Consider the following 14,442-nt stretch of genomic DNA (forward strand, 5'->3'; position numbering starts at 1 on the left):
ACCTGTGGGAGCGGGCTTGCCCGCGATAGCGTCCTGTTGCTCACATCAATGCCGGATGTGCCCTTGCCATCGCTGGCAAGCCACCCCCACAGGGTTTCGTGCAAGGCTTAGATCGTCCTCAATAAACACAAGAAGAGGCACCCCTCATGCAACCGCAAACCCTCGCCGGGCAGGCGACGTTGGTGACGCCCAGCCGCAAGCGTTTTTTCATCATGGTCCTGCTGTTCATCACCGTGGTGATCAATTACCTGGACCGCAGCAACCTGTCGATCGCTGCCCCGGCGCTGACCAGCGACCTGGGTATCGATCCGATTCACGTCGGCCTGATTTTCTCGGCCTTCGGCTGGACCTACGCCGCCATGCAGATCCCCGGTGGCTGGCTGGTGGATCGGGTGCCACCGCGCATTCTTTACACCGTCGCGCTGCTGCTGTGGTCGATGGCCACGGTGATGCTCGGCTTTGCCGCCAGTTTCATCGCGCTGTTCGTATTGCGCATGGCCGTCGGTGCCCTCGAAGCACCGGCCTATCCGATCAACAGCCGCGTTGTCACCACGTGGTTCCCCGAGCGCGAGCGCGCCACGGCCATCGGTTTCTACACCTCTGGACAGTTTGTCGGTCTGGCGTTCCTGACGCCGGTGTTGGCCTGGCTTCAGCACGAATTCGGCTGGCATATGGTGTTTGTCACCACAGGCGCGGTAGGCATTCTCTGGGCGGTGATCTGGTACACGGTGTATCGCGAACCGCGTGACTTCAAAGGAGCAAACGAGGCCGAAATCGACCTGATCCGCGAAGGCGGCGGGCTGGTGGACATCCAGGCCGAGCAAGCCAGGGGCAAAGCCAAATTCAGCTGGACGGACCTGGGGATCGTCCTGAGCAAGCGCAAACTCTGGGGTATCTACCTGGGCCAGTTCTGCCTCAACTCGACGCTGTGGTTTTTCCTGACGTGGTTCCCGACCTATCTGGTGAAATACCGCGGGATGGACTTCATCAAATCCGGCTTGCTGGCATCGCTGCCGTTTCTCGCCGCGTTCGTTGGAGTGTTGTGTTCCGGATTCTTTTCGGATTTCTTGATCCGTCGCGGTTACACCGTGGGTTTCGCTCGCAAGTTGCCGATCATCAGTGGCCTGCTGATTTCCACATCGATCATCGGCGCCAACTTTGTCGAGTCGACGCCGCTGGTGATTGCCTTCCTCGCCCTGGCATTCTTCGGCAACGGTCTGGCGTCGATCACCTGGTCACTGGTTTCCACGCTGGCACCGGCCCGGTTGCTCGGCCTGACCGGCGGGGTGTTCAATTTCATCGGCAACCTGTCGGCCATCGCCACCCCGATTGTCATCGGCTTCCTCGCGACCGGTGATTCGTTTGCTCCGGCAATCACCTACATCTCGGTACTGGCGTTGATGGGGGCGCTTTCCTACATCTTGCTGGTGGGGAAAGTCGAGCGTATCAAGTTGTAGTCGCGGCGTTCGGGCGACCATAATGCCGCCCGTTCACTCGCCCAACGGTAAAGGCTGGATATGCAGGAAGACGCCCCAAAAAACGCCAAGGACGCCGCGCCGACCGGCACCCAGACACTGCTTCGTGGCCTGGGTGTGGTTCAGGCCGTGGCCAGCGGCGCCCGTGATCTCAAGGAAATCGCCCGGTTGATCGGCACCACGCGCAGCACCACTCATCGACTGGCCAGTTGCCTGGTCGATGAACGTTATCTGCGAGTGGTACCGCAAGTCGGTTATCTGCTCGGGCCGAAGCTGATCGAATTGGGATTTCAGGCGCGTGAAGAACTGCCGTTGGTCACCCTGGCCGGGCCGTACCTGGATGAGTTGTCGGCGTTGACCGGTGACACCATTCACCTGGCGATCCGTGAAGGCGACGAAGTGTTGTACCTGCACAAGAATCCGGGGCGCAACGGCCCGGAAATGCGCTCGCGGGTCGGCCATCGCATGCCGTTGGCGCGTACCGGCATCGGTAAGGCACTGATGCTCGACGACACCCCGCAAGAGTGGCAGCGGCTGTATGAAGTCAGTCTTCCGGCGGGTGGGAAAAATCAGTTCTGGCCGCAGCACCCGGAGCAGTCCTGGGAGCAGTTTCATCAGCGCATGATCGAGTACGTGGCCGGTGGTTACGCTTTCGATCTGGAGGACAACGAACCGTCGATCCGGTGCGTGGCGGCGCCGATTCGTGATGCCAGCAAGCGCATTGTCGCCGGTATCAGCATCGCCAGCACCGTGCCGTATATGCCACTGGAAAAAATGGCCGAGTTGATTCCGTTGATCAAGGGTGTGACGGCGCGCCTGTCGGCGGAGCTGGGCGCCAAAATCTGAAGTTGATCGGATTGAATGTGGGCGCGAGCGTGCTCGCGATGGCGGATTGTCAGTCGCATCAGTGGTGGATGTGCTGCCCTCATCGCGAGCAAGCTCCACATTGGTTTTTTGTGCCGCCAGTAAAATCGTGGGCAACAAAAAGGCCCCCATTCGGGAGCCTCGTTGTTCAGCGTTCGGCTTACATGTTCGGGTAAGTCGGGCCGCCAGCGCCTTCCGGTGTCACCCAGGTGATGTTCTGCGAAGGGTCCTTGATGTCGCAGGTCTTGCAGTGCACGCAGTTCTGGGCGTTGATCTGGAAGCGCTTCTCGCCATCTTCCTTGGTAATCACTTCGTACACGCCGGCCGGGCAGTAACGCTGGGCTGGCTCATCGTACAGCGGCAGGTTTTTGTTGATCGGGATGCTCGGGTCGGTCAGCTTCAGGTGGCACGGCTGTTCTTCTTCATGGTTGGTACCGGAGATGAACACCGAGCTGAGTTTGTCGAAGCTGATCTTGCCGTCCGGTTTCGGGTAGTCGATCTTCTTGCAGTCGGCCGCCAGCTTCAGGCAAGCGTAATCCGGCTTGGTGTCGTGCAGGGTGAACGGCAGTTTGCCGCCGAAGATGTTCTGGTCGAGCCAGTTGAAACCGCCACCGACGATGGCGCCGAACTTGTGGATCGCCGGGCCGAAGTTGCGGCTGGCGAACAGTTCTTCGTAGAGCCAGCTCTTCTTGAACGCGTCGACGTAAGTGGTCAGCTCTGCAGTGCCGTCCAGGTCAGCGAACAGCGCGTCAGCCACGGATTCGGCGGCCAGCATGCCGGATTTCATCGCGGTGTGGCTGCCTTTGATCTTGGCGAAGTTCAGGGTGCCGAGGTCGCAACCGATCAGCGCGCCGCCTTTGAAGACCATTTTCGGCAGCGAGTTCAGGCCGCCCTTGCAGATGGCGCGAGCGCCGTAGCTGATGCGCTTGCCGCCTTCCAGGTACTGCTTGAGCACCGGGTGATGCTTGAGGCGCTGGAACTCGTCGAACGGCGACAGGTAAGTGTTGCTGTAGGACAGATCGACGATAAGGCCGACCACCACCTGGTTGTTTTCCAGGTGATAGAGGAACGAGCCACCGGTGTTCTCGGTGCCCATGATGTCCATCGGCCAACCGGCAGTGTGGACCACCAGGCCGGGCTGGTGCTTGGCCGGGTCGACTTCCCAGATTTCTTTCAGGCCGATGCCGTAGTGCTGGGCGTCGGCATCGCTGTCGAGGTTGAAGCGCTTGATCAGTTGCTTGCCGATGTGGCCGCGGCAACCTTCGGCGAACAGCGTGTACTTGCCGCGCAGTTCCATACCCGGGGTGTACAGGCCTTCTTTCGGGTGACCTTCGCGGTCAACGCCCAGGTCGCCGGTGATGATCCCGCGCACCACGCCGTTTTCGTCGAACAGGGCTTCCTGGGCAGCGAAGCCCGGGTAGATTTCCACGCCCAGGTTCTCGGCCTGCTGGGCCAGCCAGCGGCACAGGTTGCCCAGGGAGATGATGTAGTTGCCTTCGTTGTGCATGGTCTTGGGCACAAAGAAGTCTGGAATTTTCTGCGCGCTTTCGGCGTTCTTGAGCACGAAGATGTCATCGCGGGTGACGGGCGTGTTCAGCGGGGCGCCGAGTGCTTTCCAGTCCGGGAACAGTTCGTTCAGGGCCCGTGGTTCGAACACGGCACCGGACAAGATGTGAGCACCGACTTCGGAGCCTTTTTCGACCACGCAGACGCTGATTTCCTTACCGGCTTCGGCGGCCTTCTGCTTCAATCGGCAGGCAGCGGAAAGACCAGCGGGGCCGGCACCGACGATGACCACGTCGAATTCCATGTATTCGCGTTCCACAGGTTATCTCCTACTCAAGGCTCAACAGTTTTTTTTCTAATTTGGGAGGTTTGGTGTCGCATCCTTGAATCCCTGCGCAACGCCGGGAGAGGACAATCGATTAACCACCTTTCTCTTTGGGTGGCGCATTATATCTACACCACTCTCAGCGTCCAATACAAACGTTTGTTTGAAATGGCTCAAAGCCAGATAAATCAAAGTCACGCGGCTTATGAACGGCCATTTTGGCGTATTGACCGGAATAGGTGTTCCGGTCAAGATACGGGCGGTTTTGCGCTCGCCGTAGGCTGACTGTAGGTTTCAAGAGCACCTCTAAAGACAGGGCGATGGCCGTTGAAAGTGAAGTGCCGCGCAGCTTTGGCGCGGAGTTTACACGCTGCGATATTGAATGACTCGCGAGTCACGACTGACGAACGGTCATCAACATCATGAGCGATGGTCACTTGACACGTTTGCCGGCGTTTTTAGAGGTGCCCTTGCGCCCGATGAGCATCAACCGCCAGGTTCGCCTAGGCGACTTTCTTTTCACCGGAGAGTAACGAGGAATCCATGAAGGTTCTTGTAGCTGTCAAACGCGTTGTGGATTACAACGTCAAGGTCCGCGTCAAGGCGGACAATTCCGGCGTCGACCTCGCCAACGTCAAGATGTCGATGAACCCGTTCTGCGAAATCGCAGTGGAAGAAGCCGTACGCCTGAAAGAGAAAGGCGTTGCGACTGAAATCGTCGTCGTCTCCGTCGGCCCGTCCACCGCTCAAGAGCAACTGCGCACCGCGCTGGCTCTGGGTGCCGACCGCGCCATCCTCGTCGAATCCGCCGAAGATCTGACTTCCCTGGCCGTTGCCAAACTGTTGAAAGCGGTTGTCGACAAGGAACAGCCTCAGCTGGTGATCCTTGGCAAACAAGCCATCGACAGCGACAACAACCAGACTGGCCAAATGCTTGCTGCGTTGAGCGGTTACGGTCAGGGCACCTTCGCTTCCAAAGTCGAAATCAGCGGCGACAGCGTAGCTGTCACCCGCGAAATCGACGGCGGCGCGCAGACCGTTTCCCTGAAACTGCCGGCCATCGTCACCACCGACCTGCGTTTGAACGAGCCGCGCTACGCGTCCCTGCCAAACATCATGAAAGCCAAGAAGAAGCCTCTCGAAGTGCTGACTCCGGACGCTTTGGGCGTTTCCACCGCCTCCACCAACAAGACCGTGAAAGTCGAAGCGCCTGCTGCACGCAGCGCGGGTATCAAGGTCAAGTCGGTGGCTGAACTGGTCGAGAAACTGAAAAACGAAGCGAAGGTAATCTAAATGACTATCTTGGTTATTGCTGAACACGACAACAAAGTGCTGGCCCCGGCCACGCTGAACACCGTTGCTGCCGCTGCCAAAATCGGCGGCGACATCCACGTGCTGGTTGCAGGCCAGGGCGCTGGCGCCGTGGCTGAAGCCGCTGCGAAAGTCGCAGGCGTAGCTAAAGTGCTGGTAGCCGATAACGCTGCCTACGCTCACCAGCTGCCGGAAAACGTTGCTCCTCTGGTTGCCGAGCTGGGCAAGGGCTACAGCCACATCCTGGCTGCCGCCACTTCCAACGGCAAAAACATCCTGCCGCGCGTCGCCGCTGCACTGGACGTTGACCAGATCTCCGAGATCATCTCGGTCGAAAGCACTGACACCTTCAAGCGTCCGATCTATGCCGGTAACGCCATCGCTACCGTCCAGTCGAACGCTTCCGTGAAAGTGATCACCGTGCGTGCCACCGGTTTCGACCCGGTTGCCGCTGAAGGTGGTTCGGCTTCGGTTGAATCCGTTGGCGCTGCCCACGACGCTGGCATCTCCAGCTTCGTCGGCGAAGAGCTGGCCAAGTCCGATCGTCCGGAACTGACCGCTGCCAAAATCGTCGTTTCCGGCGGCCGTGGCATGCAGAACGGTGACAACTTCAAACACCTGTACGCCCTGGCCGACAAGCTGGGCGCTGCCGTCGGTGCTTCGCGCGCCGCGGTCGACGCAGGTTTCGTACCGAACGACATGCAGGTCGGTCAGACCGGCAAGATCGTTGCGCCACAGCTGTACATCGCCGTCGGTATCTCCGGCGCGATCCAGCACTTGGCCGGCATGAAAGACTCCAAAGTGATCGTTGCGATCAACAAGGACGAAGAAGCGCCGATCTTCCAGGTGGCCGATTACGGCCTGGTGGCGGACTTGTTCGAAGCCATCCCTGAGCTGGAGAAGCTGGTCTAATCCGGCGGCTTCACTTATAAAGAGCCCGACCTTTTGGTCGGGCTTTTTTTTTGCTTTTTTTTGTAGGAGCGAGCCGGCTCGCGATGGACGTCAACGATGACGCGGGGGATCCTGAATAAACGCGCTGCCCTTGAGACCATCGTCGGAACGCCGCCCGGAGCGAGCTCGCTCCTACAAGGTTATAAACAGTCTCAACGGAGTGTTTCGCCATGGATTTGCGCCGCGTGTATGGCTGGTCATTGCTTCTTGGGTTGACGCTATTTCCTGCGTTGTCCATCGCAGCAGGCAAGTGCGAGCGCCTGGTGGCGACTGGCAGCCCGGATGCGCCACCGTATCTGTGGCAAGACCCGCAAGATCCCAGGCATCTGATTGGCGCCAGCGCCGATTTATTGCAGCAAGTGGCGGGGCAGTTGGGGATCAAGGTTGAACTGTTGTACGCCGGAACACGCTCTCAGGCCCTGGACGAAGTGCGCAGTGGGCGCATGGACTTGCTGGCCGATGCCTCGTTGACGGTCAGCGAACTGGAAACCCTGGATTACATTCACCCGCCGTTGCTGGAAAACGACTATCTGGTCTGGACCCGCAAGGATTCGTCACTGGTCTACAGCAATGTGCAGGACTTGCAGGGGCATACCGGTGCCTTGTCCGAAAAGTCCCGGCTGACCCCGGCATTCGGTACTTTCGCTGAGCAGCAGTTGACCCTCACGCGTACGTCCAACCTGACCCAGGCCTTGCAGAAATTGCTCTTGGGCGAGGTGGAATATGTCCTGGCCGGACGTTATTCGGGCATGGCGATGGCGCAGACATTGGGTATGTCCAATGACCTCGTGGCTCGCGTGCAACCGGTAGACAGGCCGGGGCTGTTTCTGGCTGTTTCCCATGACTCGGCCTGCAACGATCCGTGGTTGCGCGGACAGTTGGCCAAAAAGATGACAGAATTGCCCGCGTCCGGACTGACGGAGGCCGTGCTGCAACGCAATATCGAGCGCTGGAATGCTCAACTTTCTCAACGGCAGAAGCAACCAGTCAGTACCTCAAAACAGTAGGGATTTTTAGTGAGTATCCGACCTCTTTTCGCTGCCCTGGCCGTTCTGGCTCTGGCGGGTTGTGCAGCCGATCCGGCGCCGAACGAACAAATGCGCCTGACTGCACAGGCACTTGAACAAGCCAAGGCTGTTGGTGCCACTGCCGATGAAGTGCCTGAAATGAAATTGGCCGAAGACAAGTTCAACCGTGCCAAGGGCAACATGGCCGACCAATCCTTCAAGAACGCTCGCATGCGGTCGGAACAGGCCGAGCTGGATGCGCGTCTGGCTGAAGCGCGGGTCCTGACCCTCAAGAGCGAGGAGCAGTTGAACGTGCTCAATACCCGCATTGCCCGTCTGCGCAAGCAAGTGGGAGACTCCCAATGAGCCTCAAGACCAAGGCCCTCGGCAGTTTGATCCTGGCCGGCTGTGCAAGCCTCTACGGCTGCGCCGGTCAGCACAGCGAAGCGGCATTGCAGCAGGCCGGTGCCGACTTCCAGAAGGTCAAGGAAGATTCCAATGTGCTGCGAATCGCGCCCAAGGACGTGATCCGCGCCGGTGAATCCCTGGCTCGCGCCGATCGGTTGTCCAGCTACTGGGGTAGCGGGTCGGACGTGGCGCATTACGCTTATCTGAGCCAGCGCTACAGCGAGATCGCTCGGGAGCACACCAACAAGGTGCTTAACGAAGAGCGCGCGGCGAAGCTCGAACTGGAGCGGCAGCGCCTGCAACTGGCCTTGCGGGAATCCAAACTGCTCAGCGTGCAGCAGCAGGGCAAGTGGCTCGAAGAACAGATTGTTGCGATGGCCACCACCCAGACGGACCGTGGTTTGGTCATGACCCTGGGCGATGTGCTGTTCGATACCGGTGAAGCGGAGTTGAAAAACTCGGCGAACCGCGTCGTGCTGAAAATCGTCCAGTTCCTGCAGCTCAATCCCAAGCGCGTGGTGCGGATCGAGGGCTACACCGACAGCACCGGTGGCAAACAGGAAAACCTCAAGCTGTCCCTCGATCGTGCGCAATCGGTGGCGGACGTCTTGATGGATCTGGGGATCGACGACAAACGCATTCAGGTTGAAGGCTACGGCGACGAATACCCTGTGGACGCGAACGCGTCCGAGCGTGGTCGCGCCCAGAACCGTCGGGTGGAAATTGTGTTCTCCGACGAAAAAGGCCAGCTGGGCGCCGCCCGCTAAGGGTGGCGTCACTGGAAAACCCGGCCTGCCAGTCAGCGCCGGGTTTTTTTATGCCTGCCAAATACCTCTCAAAACAGTACAGTTCTTGCTGACACTGCACTGTACTGTCGACTATTGTGGCAACTGTCCCAGTACACTTCTAAACTGTTCCGGTATTGTTTCACACAAGAATAAAATGCCCGTGAAATCGAGTGCTGCGTCATGACCAATCTCCTGCTCTACCAACGTATTGCTCAGCAACTGGCCGAAGATATCCGTCGTGGTGTCTATCAACCCGGCGAGCGTGTGCCTTCGGTGCGCAAGATGAGCTCGCAGCTCAATGTCAGCCATGCGACTGTGCTGCAGGCGTATGCCAACCTTGAGGATCAGGGGCTGATCCGTGCCCGGCCGCAGTCGGGTTACTACGTGCACCAGACGCCGGCCCTGACCGCGCCGACACCGGATATCGCCCGGGTCGAGCGTCCTGGCCTGGTCACTCGCAGCAGCATCATCCAGCAGGTATTGGTCGAGTCCCGCCGCGAAGGCGTCTTCCCGTTGGGCGCCGCGGTGCCCAGTGTCGATTATCTGCCGGTGCGGGCGCTGCACCAGCAACTGGCCAAAGTCACCCGTTTTCACAGTCCGCGTGCGTTCAGCTACATGTTCAGCCCCGGTTTCGAGCCGTTGCGCCGACAAGTGGCGATCCGCATGCGTGATGCCGGCGTAGTGGTCGATCCGTCGGAAGTGGTAATCACCCACGGCTGCGTCGATGCCTTGCAAATGTCCCTGCGGGTGCTGACACGGCCCGGTGACCTGATCGCGGCCGAGTCGCCGACGTACTATGGCTTGCTTCAACTGGCCGATCTGCTGGGTCTCAAAGTCATCGAGATTCCCAGCGATCCGTCCACCGGCATGAGCCTGGAAGCCCTGCAATTGGCCGCTAACCAGTGGTCGATCAAAGCCTTGGTGCTGACCACTCGTTTGAGTAACCCATTGGGTGGCACCATGCCCGAAGAGCGGCAGAAACAACTGCTGCGCCTGGCATCCGACTTCGATATCCAGATTGTCGAGGACGATATTTACGGCGAATTGATGTTTGAGCAGGGGCGCACCAAATCGCTCAAGGCCTATGACCGCCTGGACCGGGTGATCTATTGCTCAAGCTTCTCCAAGACCCTGTCGCCGGGTGTGCGGATCGGCTGGATGATTGCCGGCAAGTACCAGCAGGAAATCCAGCGTTTGCAGACGTTCAGCACCCATTCCGCGTGCAGCGTCACGCAAATGGGCATTGCGGCTTATCTGGAGAACGGTGGTTACGATCGGCATTTGCGGTACATCCGTCAGGAATATCGCAAGAACCTCAGCGCCTTTCAGCTGGCGGTGCAGCAGTACTTCCCTGAAGGCACCCAGATGACACGGCCAACCGGCGGTTTCATCCTGTGGGTGAGTTTGCCGGGACGGGTCAACACCCAGGAGCTGCATGTGCGAGCCCTGCAGCAGGGCATCAGCATCGCACCGGGTTTGATTTTCAGTAACACCGAGCAATTCAATCATTGCATCCGCTTGAATTGCGGCATCCCCTGGAATCGCGAAGCCGAGCGTGCCTTGATGACTCTCGGCATGCTCGCCACCCAGCTCTGCCAGGAAATGGCCAGCGGTCTGTGATGGAGGCGGGCAGGTATTTCCTGCCCACGCTTGTCATGTGGCCTGCAACAAGCGAGCATATGGCCCCTCTGTCGTTAGCGCCGTTCGCGCCGTTGGGTCCATGAAACCGATTTTTCCCGCCACCTGGCTGATGATTTGCCTGTTGTTAAGCACTCAGCCGCTGTCCGTGATGGCCGCTTCTGTTCAGGAAAAACCGGCAGCAAGCACTCCCTCGAAGAAAAACGCTCCCGCCACGAAAGCCGCGCCGGTCAAAAAGAAAACCGTGCCGGTCAAAAAACGTCCTCCGGTCGCGGCCAAGTCGATGTCGGCCAGCGAGGTGGCGAAAACCCCGCTGCCTTCCGTTGACCTGGATTTGAGTTTGCCCAAGGGCATGGTTGACGAGCTGAAGCCGGTCGGCACAGTGCCATTACCCAAGCGCGAGCCGGTGTTGCCGGAAATGTTCGGTGACAAAAGCAGTGATTTCCAGCTCAACGGAAGGTTGATCAGCAACGAAATGCAGCTACAACGGCGCAATGAAGAGCGTCGTGACGTTGAAGGCGCGGCGCTGGAATTCGAATTCAAGCATTAATGCTTCCCCCTTCATGACCCGCCAGCCAGACGCTTTGTCGGAGACTGACCGGTCACGCCCGATTGCAGACAAAAACCCATGGTTCGCCAATTTAAAACAACTGTTTTAGCGGTTACTCTGTGCCACGTCCTTTAACACATTGCCCGTTGCGAGGAGCTCGTCGTCATGAAATGCCGTGAAGGCTGTGGCGCCTGTTGCATTGCCCCATCCATCAGTTCACCGATTCCCGGTATGCCCAATGGCAAAGCCGCCGGGGAACGTTGCCTGCAATTGTCTGCCGAAAACCTGTGCTCTATTTTCGGCCAGCCAGAGCGTCCGGCTGTCTGTTCGGCGTTCGAGGCTGATTTCGAGGTGTGCGGCGACAGCCGTGAAGAAGCGATCAGGCTGCTTGGCTGGTGGGAGCAAATGACGGCTGCGTGATGTGTGGGCTTGCACCTCCGAACGGAACTTCAACAATAAGGAATAAGACTATGGGTTCGCTGCATCGTATTGCTCTGCTGTGTGGTTTGACGGCTGTATTGGCCACCTCGGCCGCCCAGGCCGAAGACTGGAAGGTTGCCAAGAACGAAGACGGCATCAAGGTCTCCCTGAGTGAAGTGCCTGGTTCCGATTACAAGGCCTACCAGGGCGTCACCCTGATGAAGACCACCATGGCCAAACTGCGCGCCCTGCAGGACGACGTCCCCGGTGCCTGCACATGGATTCACGAATGCAAGACCCAGAAGTTGCTCAAGCAGGAAGGCAATCAGCTCTGGACTTACACCCAGTTCAATACCCCCTGGCCAGTCACCCCGCGTGATTCGGTGATGCACGTTACCGTTATCGAAGGCGCTGATGGCAGTCTGACCCGCAAGCTCGAAGGGGTGCCGAAATACTTGCCTGAAGAAAAAGGCTTTGTCCGGGTCGCCAAGGTCGAGGGATTCTGGAAGTTCATCCCCAAGGGCGATCAGATCGAAGTGACCTATCAGGTGCACACCGAGCCGGGTGGCAGTGTTCCGTCGATGGTGGCCAACAAATTCGTGGTCGATGCGCCATTTAATACGTTGAAAAACCTCAAGGCCCGCGCTGAGAAGTAATCCTGTTGCCCTGTTGAGCAAGGCCTGCGCAACGCCCCGACCGGTTCGGGGCGTTGCCGTTTTTACAGGGCAGGGCTTTTTTGTGTTTCCAGATATTCGTTGCACGAAATTTTCACAACGCCTCCAAGACAATCCGCGCGCGTCTGCATCAACGAACAGTAATCAATGGCAATGATGCGGTTGATCGTGCAACATTTGCGCATCGCGCAAACCCCGGGCCAGGATTTGGCCAGCAGAGGGCAGGGCGCAGCTGTATTTTTTAAACTTCAACTTCCAATGGGTCCTAATACGACATGGCAATTCCGGACGCCCTGAATCAGCAGCGAGCTTCAAGTCGCCTGCTGCAACCGACCGTCAAATCGCATCTGGCGTATACGCTTTTGTGCGCTTTGGTCATGATGGTGATGTTCTCCTTGTTGCGCGTCGCGCTGCTGGTCTACAACCGCTCGATGATCCTCGACACACCGGCCTCGACATTCCTCGAAGCCTTCGCCAATGGCCTGCGTTTCGACTTGCGCCTGGTGGTTTATCTCTGCATTCCGTTGCTGATTGCGTTATTCAGCGCCCGTGCCATGGCGGCGCGCGGGCTGTTCCGCTTCTGGCTGACGGTTGCCTCGAGCATCGCGCTGTTTCTGGGCCTCATGGAGATGGATTTCTACCGTGAGTTCCACCAGCGCCTCAACGGCCTGGTTTTCCAGTATGTGAAAGAAGATCCGAAAACCGTGATGAGCATGCTCTGGTACGGTTTTCCGGTCGTTCGCTACCTGCTTGCCTGGGCCGTAGGTACCTGGATCCTCAGCCTGGCGTTCAAAGGCGCCGATCGTGCGACCCGTCCTCGCGGCCCCTTCAGCGGCGGCAGCATCGGTACTCGCCAGGTGGCCCCGTGGTACGCGCGCTTCGCCGTGTTCATGGTCTGCCTGCTGCTCTGCGTGGTCGCTGCCCGCGGCACCTTGCGTCAAGGCCCGCCACTGCGTTGGGGTGACGTCTATACCACCGAGTCGAACTTCGCCAACCAGTTGGGCCTCAACGGTACCCTGCAACTGGTTGCCGCGGCCCAGAGCCGGATGTCCAACGAGCGCAGCAACATCTGGAAAGCCACCATTGACCAGCCATTGGCCCAGCAGACCGTGCGCGACATGCTGCTGACACCAAGCGATAAACTGGTGGACGCCGATACCGCCGCCGTTCGTCGTAATTACACACCAAACGCCGACAAGACCCTGCCGATCAAAAACGTCGTCGTGATTCTGATGGAAAGCTTCGCCGGTCACTCGGTGGGTGCGCTGGGGCGTCCGGGCAACATCACGCCGTACTTCGATAAACTGTCCAAAGAAGGCCTGTTGTTCGACCGTTTCTTCTCCAACGGCACCCATACCCACCAGGGTATGTTCGCCACCATGGCCTGCTTCCCGAACCTGCCGGGTTTCGAATACCTGATGCAGACCCCGGAAGGCAGCCACAAGCTGTCTGGGCTGCCGCAGTTGCTCAGCGCCCGTCAATACGACGATGTTTACGTCTACAACGGCGACTTCGCCTGGGACAACCAGTCGGGCTTCTTCAGCAACCAGGGGATGACCAACTTCATCGGGCGTAACGATTTCGTTGACCCGGTGTTCTCCGATCCGACCTGGGGTGTTTCCGACCAGGACATGTTCAATCGTGGCCTGGAAGAACTGAAAGCCCGCGACGGCAAGGACAAGAAGCCGTTCTATGCCTTGCTGCAAACCCTGTCCAACCACACGCCCTACGCGCTGCCGACTCCATTGCCGGTTGACCGGGTCACTGACCGTGGCACCCTCAATGAGCACCTGACGGCCATGCGCTACTCCGACTGGGCGCTGGGTCAGTTCTTTGAGAAGGCGCGCAAGGAGCCTTACTTCAAGGAAACCCTGTTTGTGATCGTCGGTGACCATGGGTTCGGCAACGAACAGCAGATCACCGAAATGGATCTGGGGCGTTTCAACGTTCCGATGCTGATGATCGCACCGGGCATCCAGGAAAAATTCGGCCAGCGTGACCACACAGTGGGTACCCAGATCGATATCGTACCGACCATCATGGGTCGTGTAGGTGGTGATGTGGTGCACCAATGCTGGGGACGTGACCTGCTGAACCTGCCGGAAGGTGACAAGGGTTTTGGCGTGATCAAGCCATCGGGTAGCGATCAGACCGTCGCCTTGCTCACTGCCGACCGCGTGCTGGTATTGCCGAAGGAAATGTCGCCGAAACTCTACCGGTATGAACTGGGCGCGAACCCTAAAGGCGAGCTGATGCCGGAGTCGTCCGATGAAGCGGCACTGAAACTCAAGCTTGAGTCGTTCCTTCAGACCGCCACCAAGAGCCTGCTCGACAACACCGCCGGTGTGGTCGACGGCAAGCCGGACTAAGTAACGGCGCAATAAAAAGAGGCCCTTGTCAGACTGTGTGAAAACCTAGCAATCTGCGCAGCGCTCAAAGAAAATGCTCCGTATCGAAAGATACGGAGCATTTTTCGTTATGGCCTACATCCAGGGAGAGCCCCGCAGCCAGACCAGCCTGTTCCC

Annotated in this window: 13 protein-coding genes; 12 read left to right on the forward strand and 1 reads right to left on the reverse strand. The window is 58.7% G+C overall.

Going from position 1 to position 14,442, the window contains the following annotated elements:
* The first annotated feature begins 146 nt into the window (after positions 1–146).
* Together F7R06_RS19485 and F7R06_RS19490 are read left to right on the forward strand one after the other, a co-directional pair.
* Positions 147–1,457, forward strand: coding sequence for an MFS transporter (locus F7R06_RS19485; protein ID WP_090317787.1), 1,311 nt, complete (start codon positions 147–149; stop codon positions 1,455–1,457).
* A 60-nt stretch (positions 1,458–1,517) separates the two neighbouring features.
* The gene (locus F7R06_RS19490) at positions 1,518–2,321 is read left to right on the forward strand and encodes an IclR family transcriptional regulator (protein WP_090317790.1); all 804 of its coding nucleotides are present in this window, start codon (positions 1,518–1,520) and stop codon (positions 2,319–2,321) included.
* 178 nt (positions 2,322–2,499) lie between these two features.
* Here F7R06_RS19490 and F7R06_RS19495 read toward each other — a convergent pair whose 3' ends face one another.
* A complete protein-coding gene (locus F7R06_RS19495; protein ID WP_090317793.1) occupies positions 2,500–4,164 on the reverse strand; it encodes an electron transfer flavoprotein-ubiquinone oxidoreductase in 1,665 nt (554 codons plus the stop codon).
* Positions 4,165–4,713: 549 nt separating this feature from the next.
* Here F7R06_RS19495 and F7R06_RS19500 point away from each other — a divergent pair.
* The 10 genes from F7R06_RS19500 (at position 4,714) to F7R06_RS19545 (ending at position 14,286) form a co-directional block, all read left to right on the forward strand.
* Entirely contained in the window at positions 4,714–5,463 is a 750-nt protein-coding gene (locus F7R06_RS19500) for an electron transfer flavoprotein subunit beta/FixA family protein (RefSeq protein WP_007987229.1), read from the forward strand.
* Positions 5,464–6,393: an electron transfer flavoprotein subunit alpha/FixB family protein gene (locus F7R06_RS19505; RefSeq protein WP_090317796.1), complete on the forward strand. Its 930-nt coding sequence runs from the start codon at positions 5,464–5,466 to the stop codon at positions 6,391–6,393.
* Positions 6,394–6,602: 209 nt separating this feature from the next.
* On the forward strand, positions 6,603–7,439 hold the full coding sequence (locus F7R06_RS19510; RefSeq protein WP_090317799.1) for a substrate-binding periplasmic protein: 837 nt from the start codon (positions 6,603–6,605) through the stop codon (positions 7,437–7,439).
* A gap of 9 nt (positions 7,440–7,448) precedes the next feature.
* Positions 7,449–7,805 carry a DUF4398 domain-containing protein gene (locus F7R06_RS19515; protein ID WP_090317803.1) on the forward strand — a complete coding sequence of 119 codons (357 nt, stop codon included), beginning with the start codon at positions 7,449–7,451 and terminating at the stop codon, positions 7,803–7,805.
* The gene (locus F7R06_RS19520; protein ID WP_090317807.1) at positions 7,802–8,614 is read left to right on the forward strand and encodes an OmpA family protein; all 813 of its coding nucleotides are present in this window, start codon (positions 7,802–7,804) and stop codon (positions 8,612–8,614) included. Before F7R06_RS19515 ends, F7R06_RS19520 begins: the two co-directional genes overlap by 4 nt.
* Before the next feature lie 201 nt (positions 8,615–8,815).
* Positions 8,816–10,255 carry an aminotransferase-like domain-containing protein gene (locus F7R06_RS19525; protein WP_090317810.1) on the forward strand — a complete coding sequence of 480 codons (1,440 nt, stop codon included), beginning with the start codon at positions 8,816–8,818 and terminating at the stop codon, positions 10,253–10,255.
* A 100-nt stretch (positions 10,256–10,355) separates the two neighbouring features.
* A complete protein-coding gene (locus F7R06_RS19530; protein ID WP_090317814.1) occupies positions 10,356–10,823 on the forward strand; it encodes a translation initiation factor 2 in 468 nt (155 codons plus the stop codon).
* A gap of 165 nt (positions 10,824–10,988) precedes the next feature.
* Positions 10,989–11,243: a YkgJ family cysteine cluster protein gene (locus F7R06_RS19535; protein WP_090317817.1), complete on the forward strand. Its 255-nt coding sequence runs from the start codon at positions 10,989–10,991 to the stop codon at positions 11,241–11,243.
* A gap of 50 nt (positions 11,244–11,293) precedes the next feature.
* Positions 11,294–11,899, forward strand: a complete 606-nt coding sequence (locus F7R06_RS19540) for an START domain-containing protein (protein ID WP_090317820.1) — start codon at positions 11,294–11,296, stop codon at positions 11,897–11,899.
* Positions 11,900–12,192: 293 nt separating this feature from the next.
* Positions 12,193–14,286: an LTA synthase family protein gene (locus F7R06_RS19545; RefSeq protein WP_090317823.1), complete on the forward strand. Its 2,094-nt coding sequence runs from the start codon at positions 12,193–12,195 to the stop codon at positions 14,284–14,286.
* Positions 14,287–14,442 lie beyond the last annotated feature (156 nt).

This window comes from Pseudomonas moorei (assembly GCF_008801475.1).
Taxonomy (GTDB): domain Bacteria; phylum Pseudomonadota; class Gammaproteobacteria; order Pseudomonadales; family Pseudomonadaceae; genus Aquipseudomonas; species Aquipseudomonas moorei.

What these genes read in the sequence shown, in the direction of transcription:
- F7R06_RS19535 (WP_090317817.1), top strand. Translation starts at nt 10,989, where the DNA reads ATGAAATGCCGTGAAGGCTGTGGCGCCTGTTGCATTGCCCCATCCATC.
- F7R06_RS19520 (WP_090317807.1), top strand. Translation starts at nt 7,802, where the DNA reads ATGAGCCTCAAGACCAAGGCCCTCGGCAGTTTGATCCTGGCCGGCTGT.
- F7R06_RS19530 (WP_090317814.1), top strand. Translation starts at nt 10,356, where the DNA reads ATGAAACCGATTTTTCCCGCCACCTGGCTGATGATTTGCCTGTTGTTA.
- F7R06_RS19485 (WP_090317787.1), top strand. Translation starts at nt 147, where the DNA reads ATGCAACCGCAAACCCTCGCCGGGCAGGCGACGTTGGTGACGCCCAGC.
- F7R06_RS19525 (WP_090317810.1), top strand. Translation starts at nt 8,816, where the DNA reads ATGACCAATCTCCTGCTCTACCAACGTATTGCTCAGCAACTGGCCGAA.
- F7R06_RS19500 (WP_007987229.1), top strand. Translation starts at nt 4,714, where the DNA reads ATGAAGGTTCTTGTAGCTGTCAAACGCGTTGTGGATTACAACGTCAAG.
- F7R06_RS19540 (WP_090317820.1), top strand. Translation starts at nt 11,294, where the DNA reads ATGGGTTCGCTGCATCGTATTGCTCTGCTGTGTGGTTTGACGGCTGTA.
- F7R06_RS19510 (WP_090317799.1), top strand. Translation starts at nt 6,603, where the DNA reads ATGGATTTGCGCCGCGTGTATGGCTGGTCATTGCTTCTTGGGTTGACG.
- F7R06_RS19505 (WP_090317796.1), top strand. Translation starts at nt 5,464, where the DNA reads ATGACTATCTTGGTTATTGCTGAACACGACAACAAAGTGCTGGCCCCG.
- F7R06_RS19490 (WP_090317790.1), top strand. Translation starts at nt 1,518, where the DNA reads ATGCAGGAAGACGCCCCAAAAAACGCCAAGGACGCCGCGCCGACCGGC.
- F7R06_RS19545 (WP_090317823.1), top strand. Translation starts at nt 12,193, where the DNA reads ATGGCAATTCCGGACGCCCTGAATCAGCAGCGAGCTTCAAGTCGCCTG.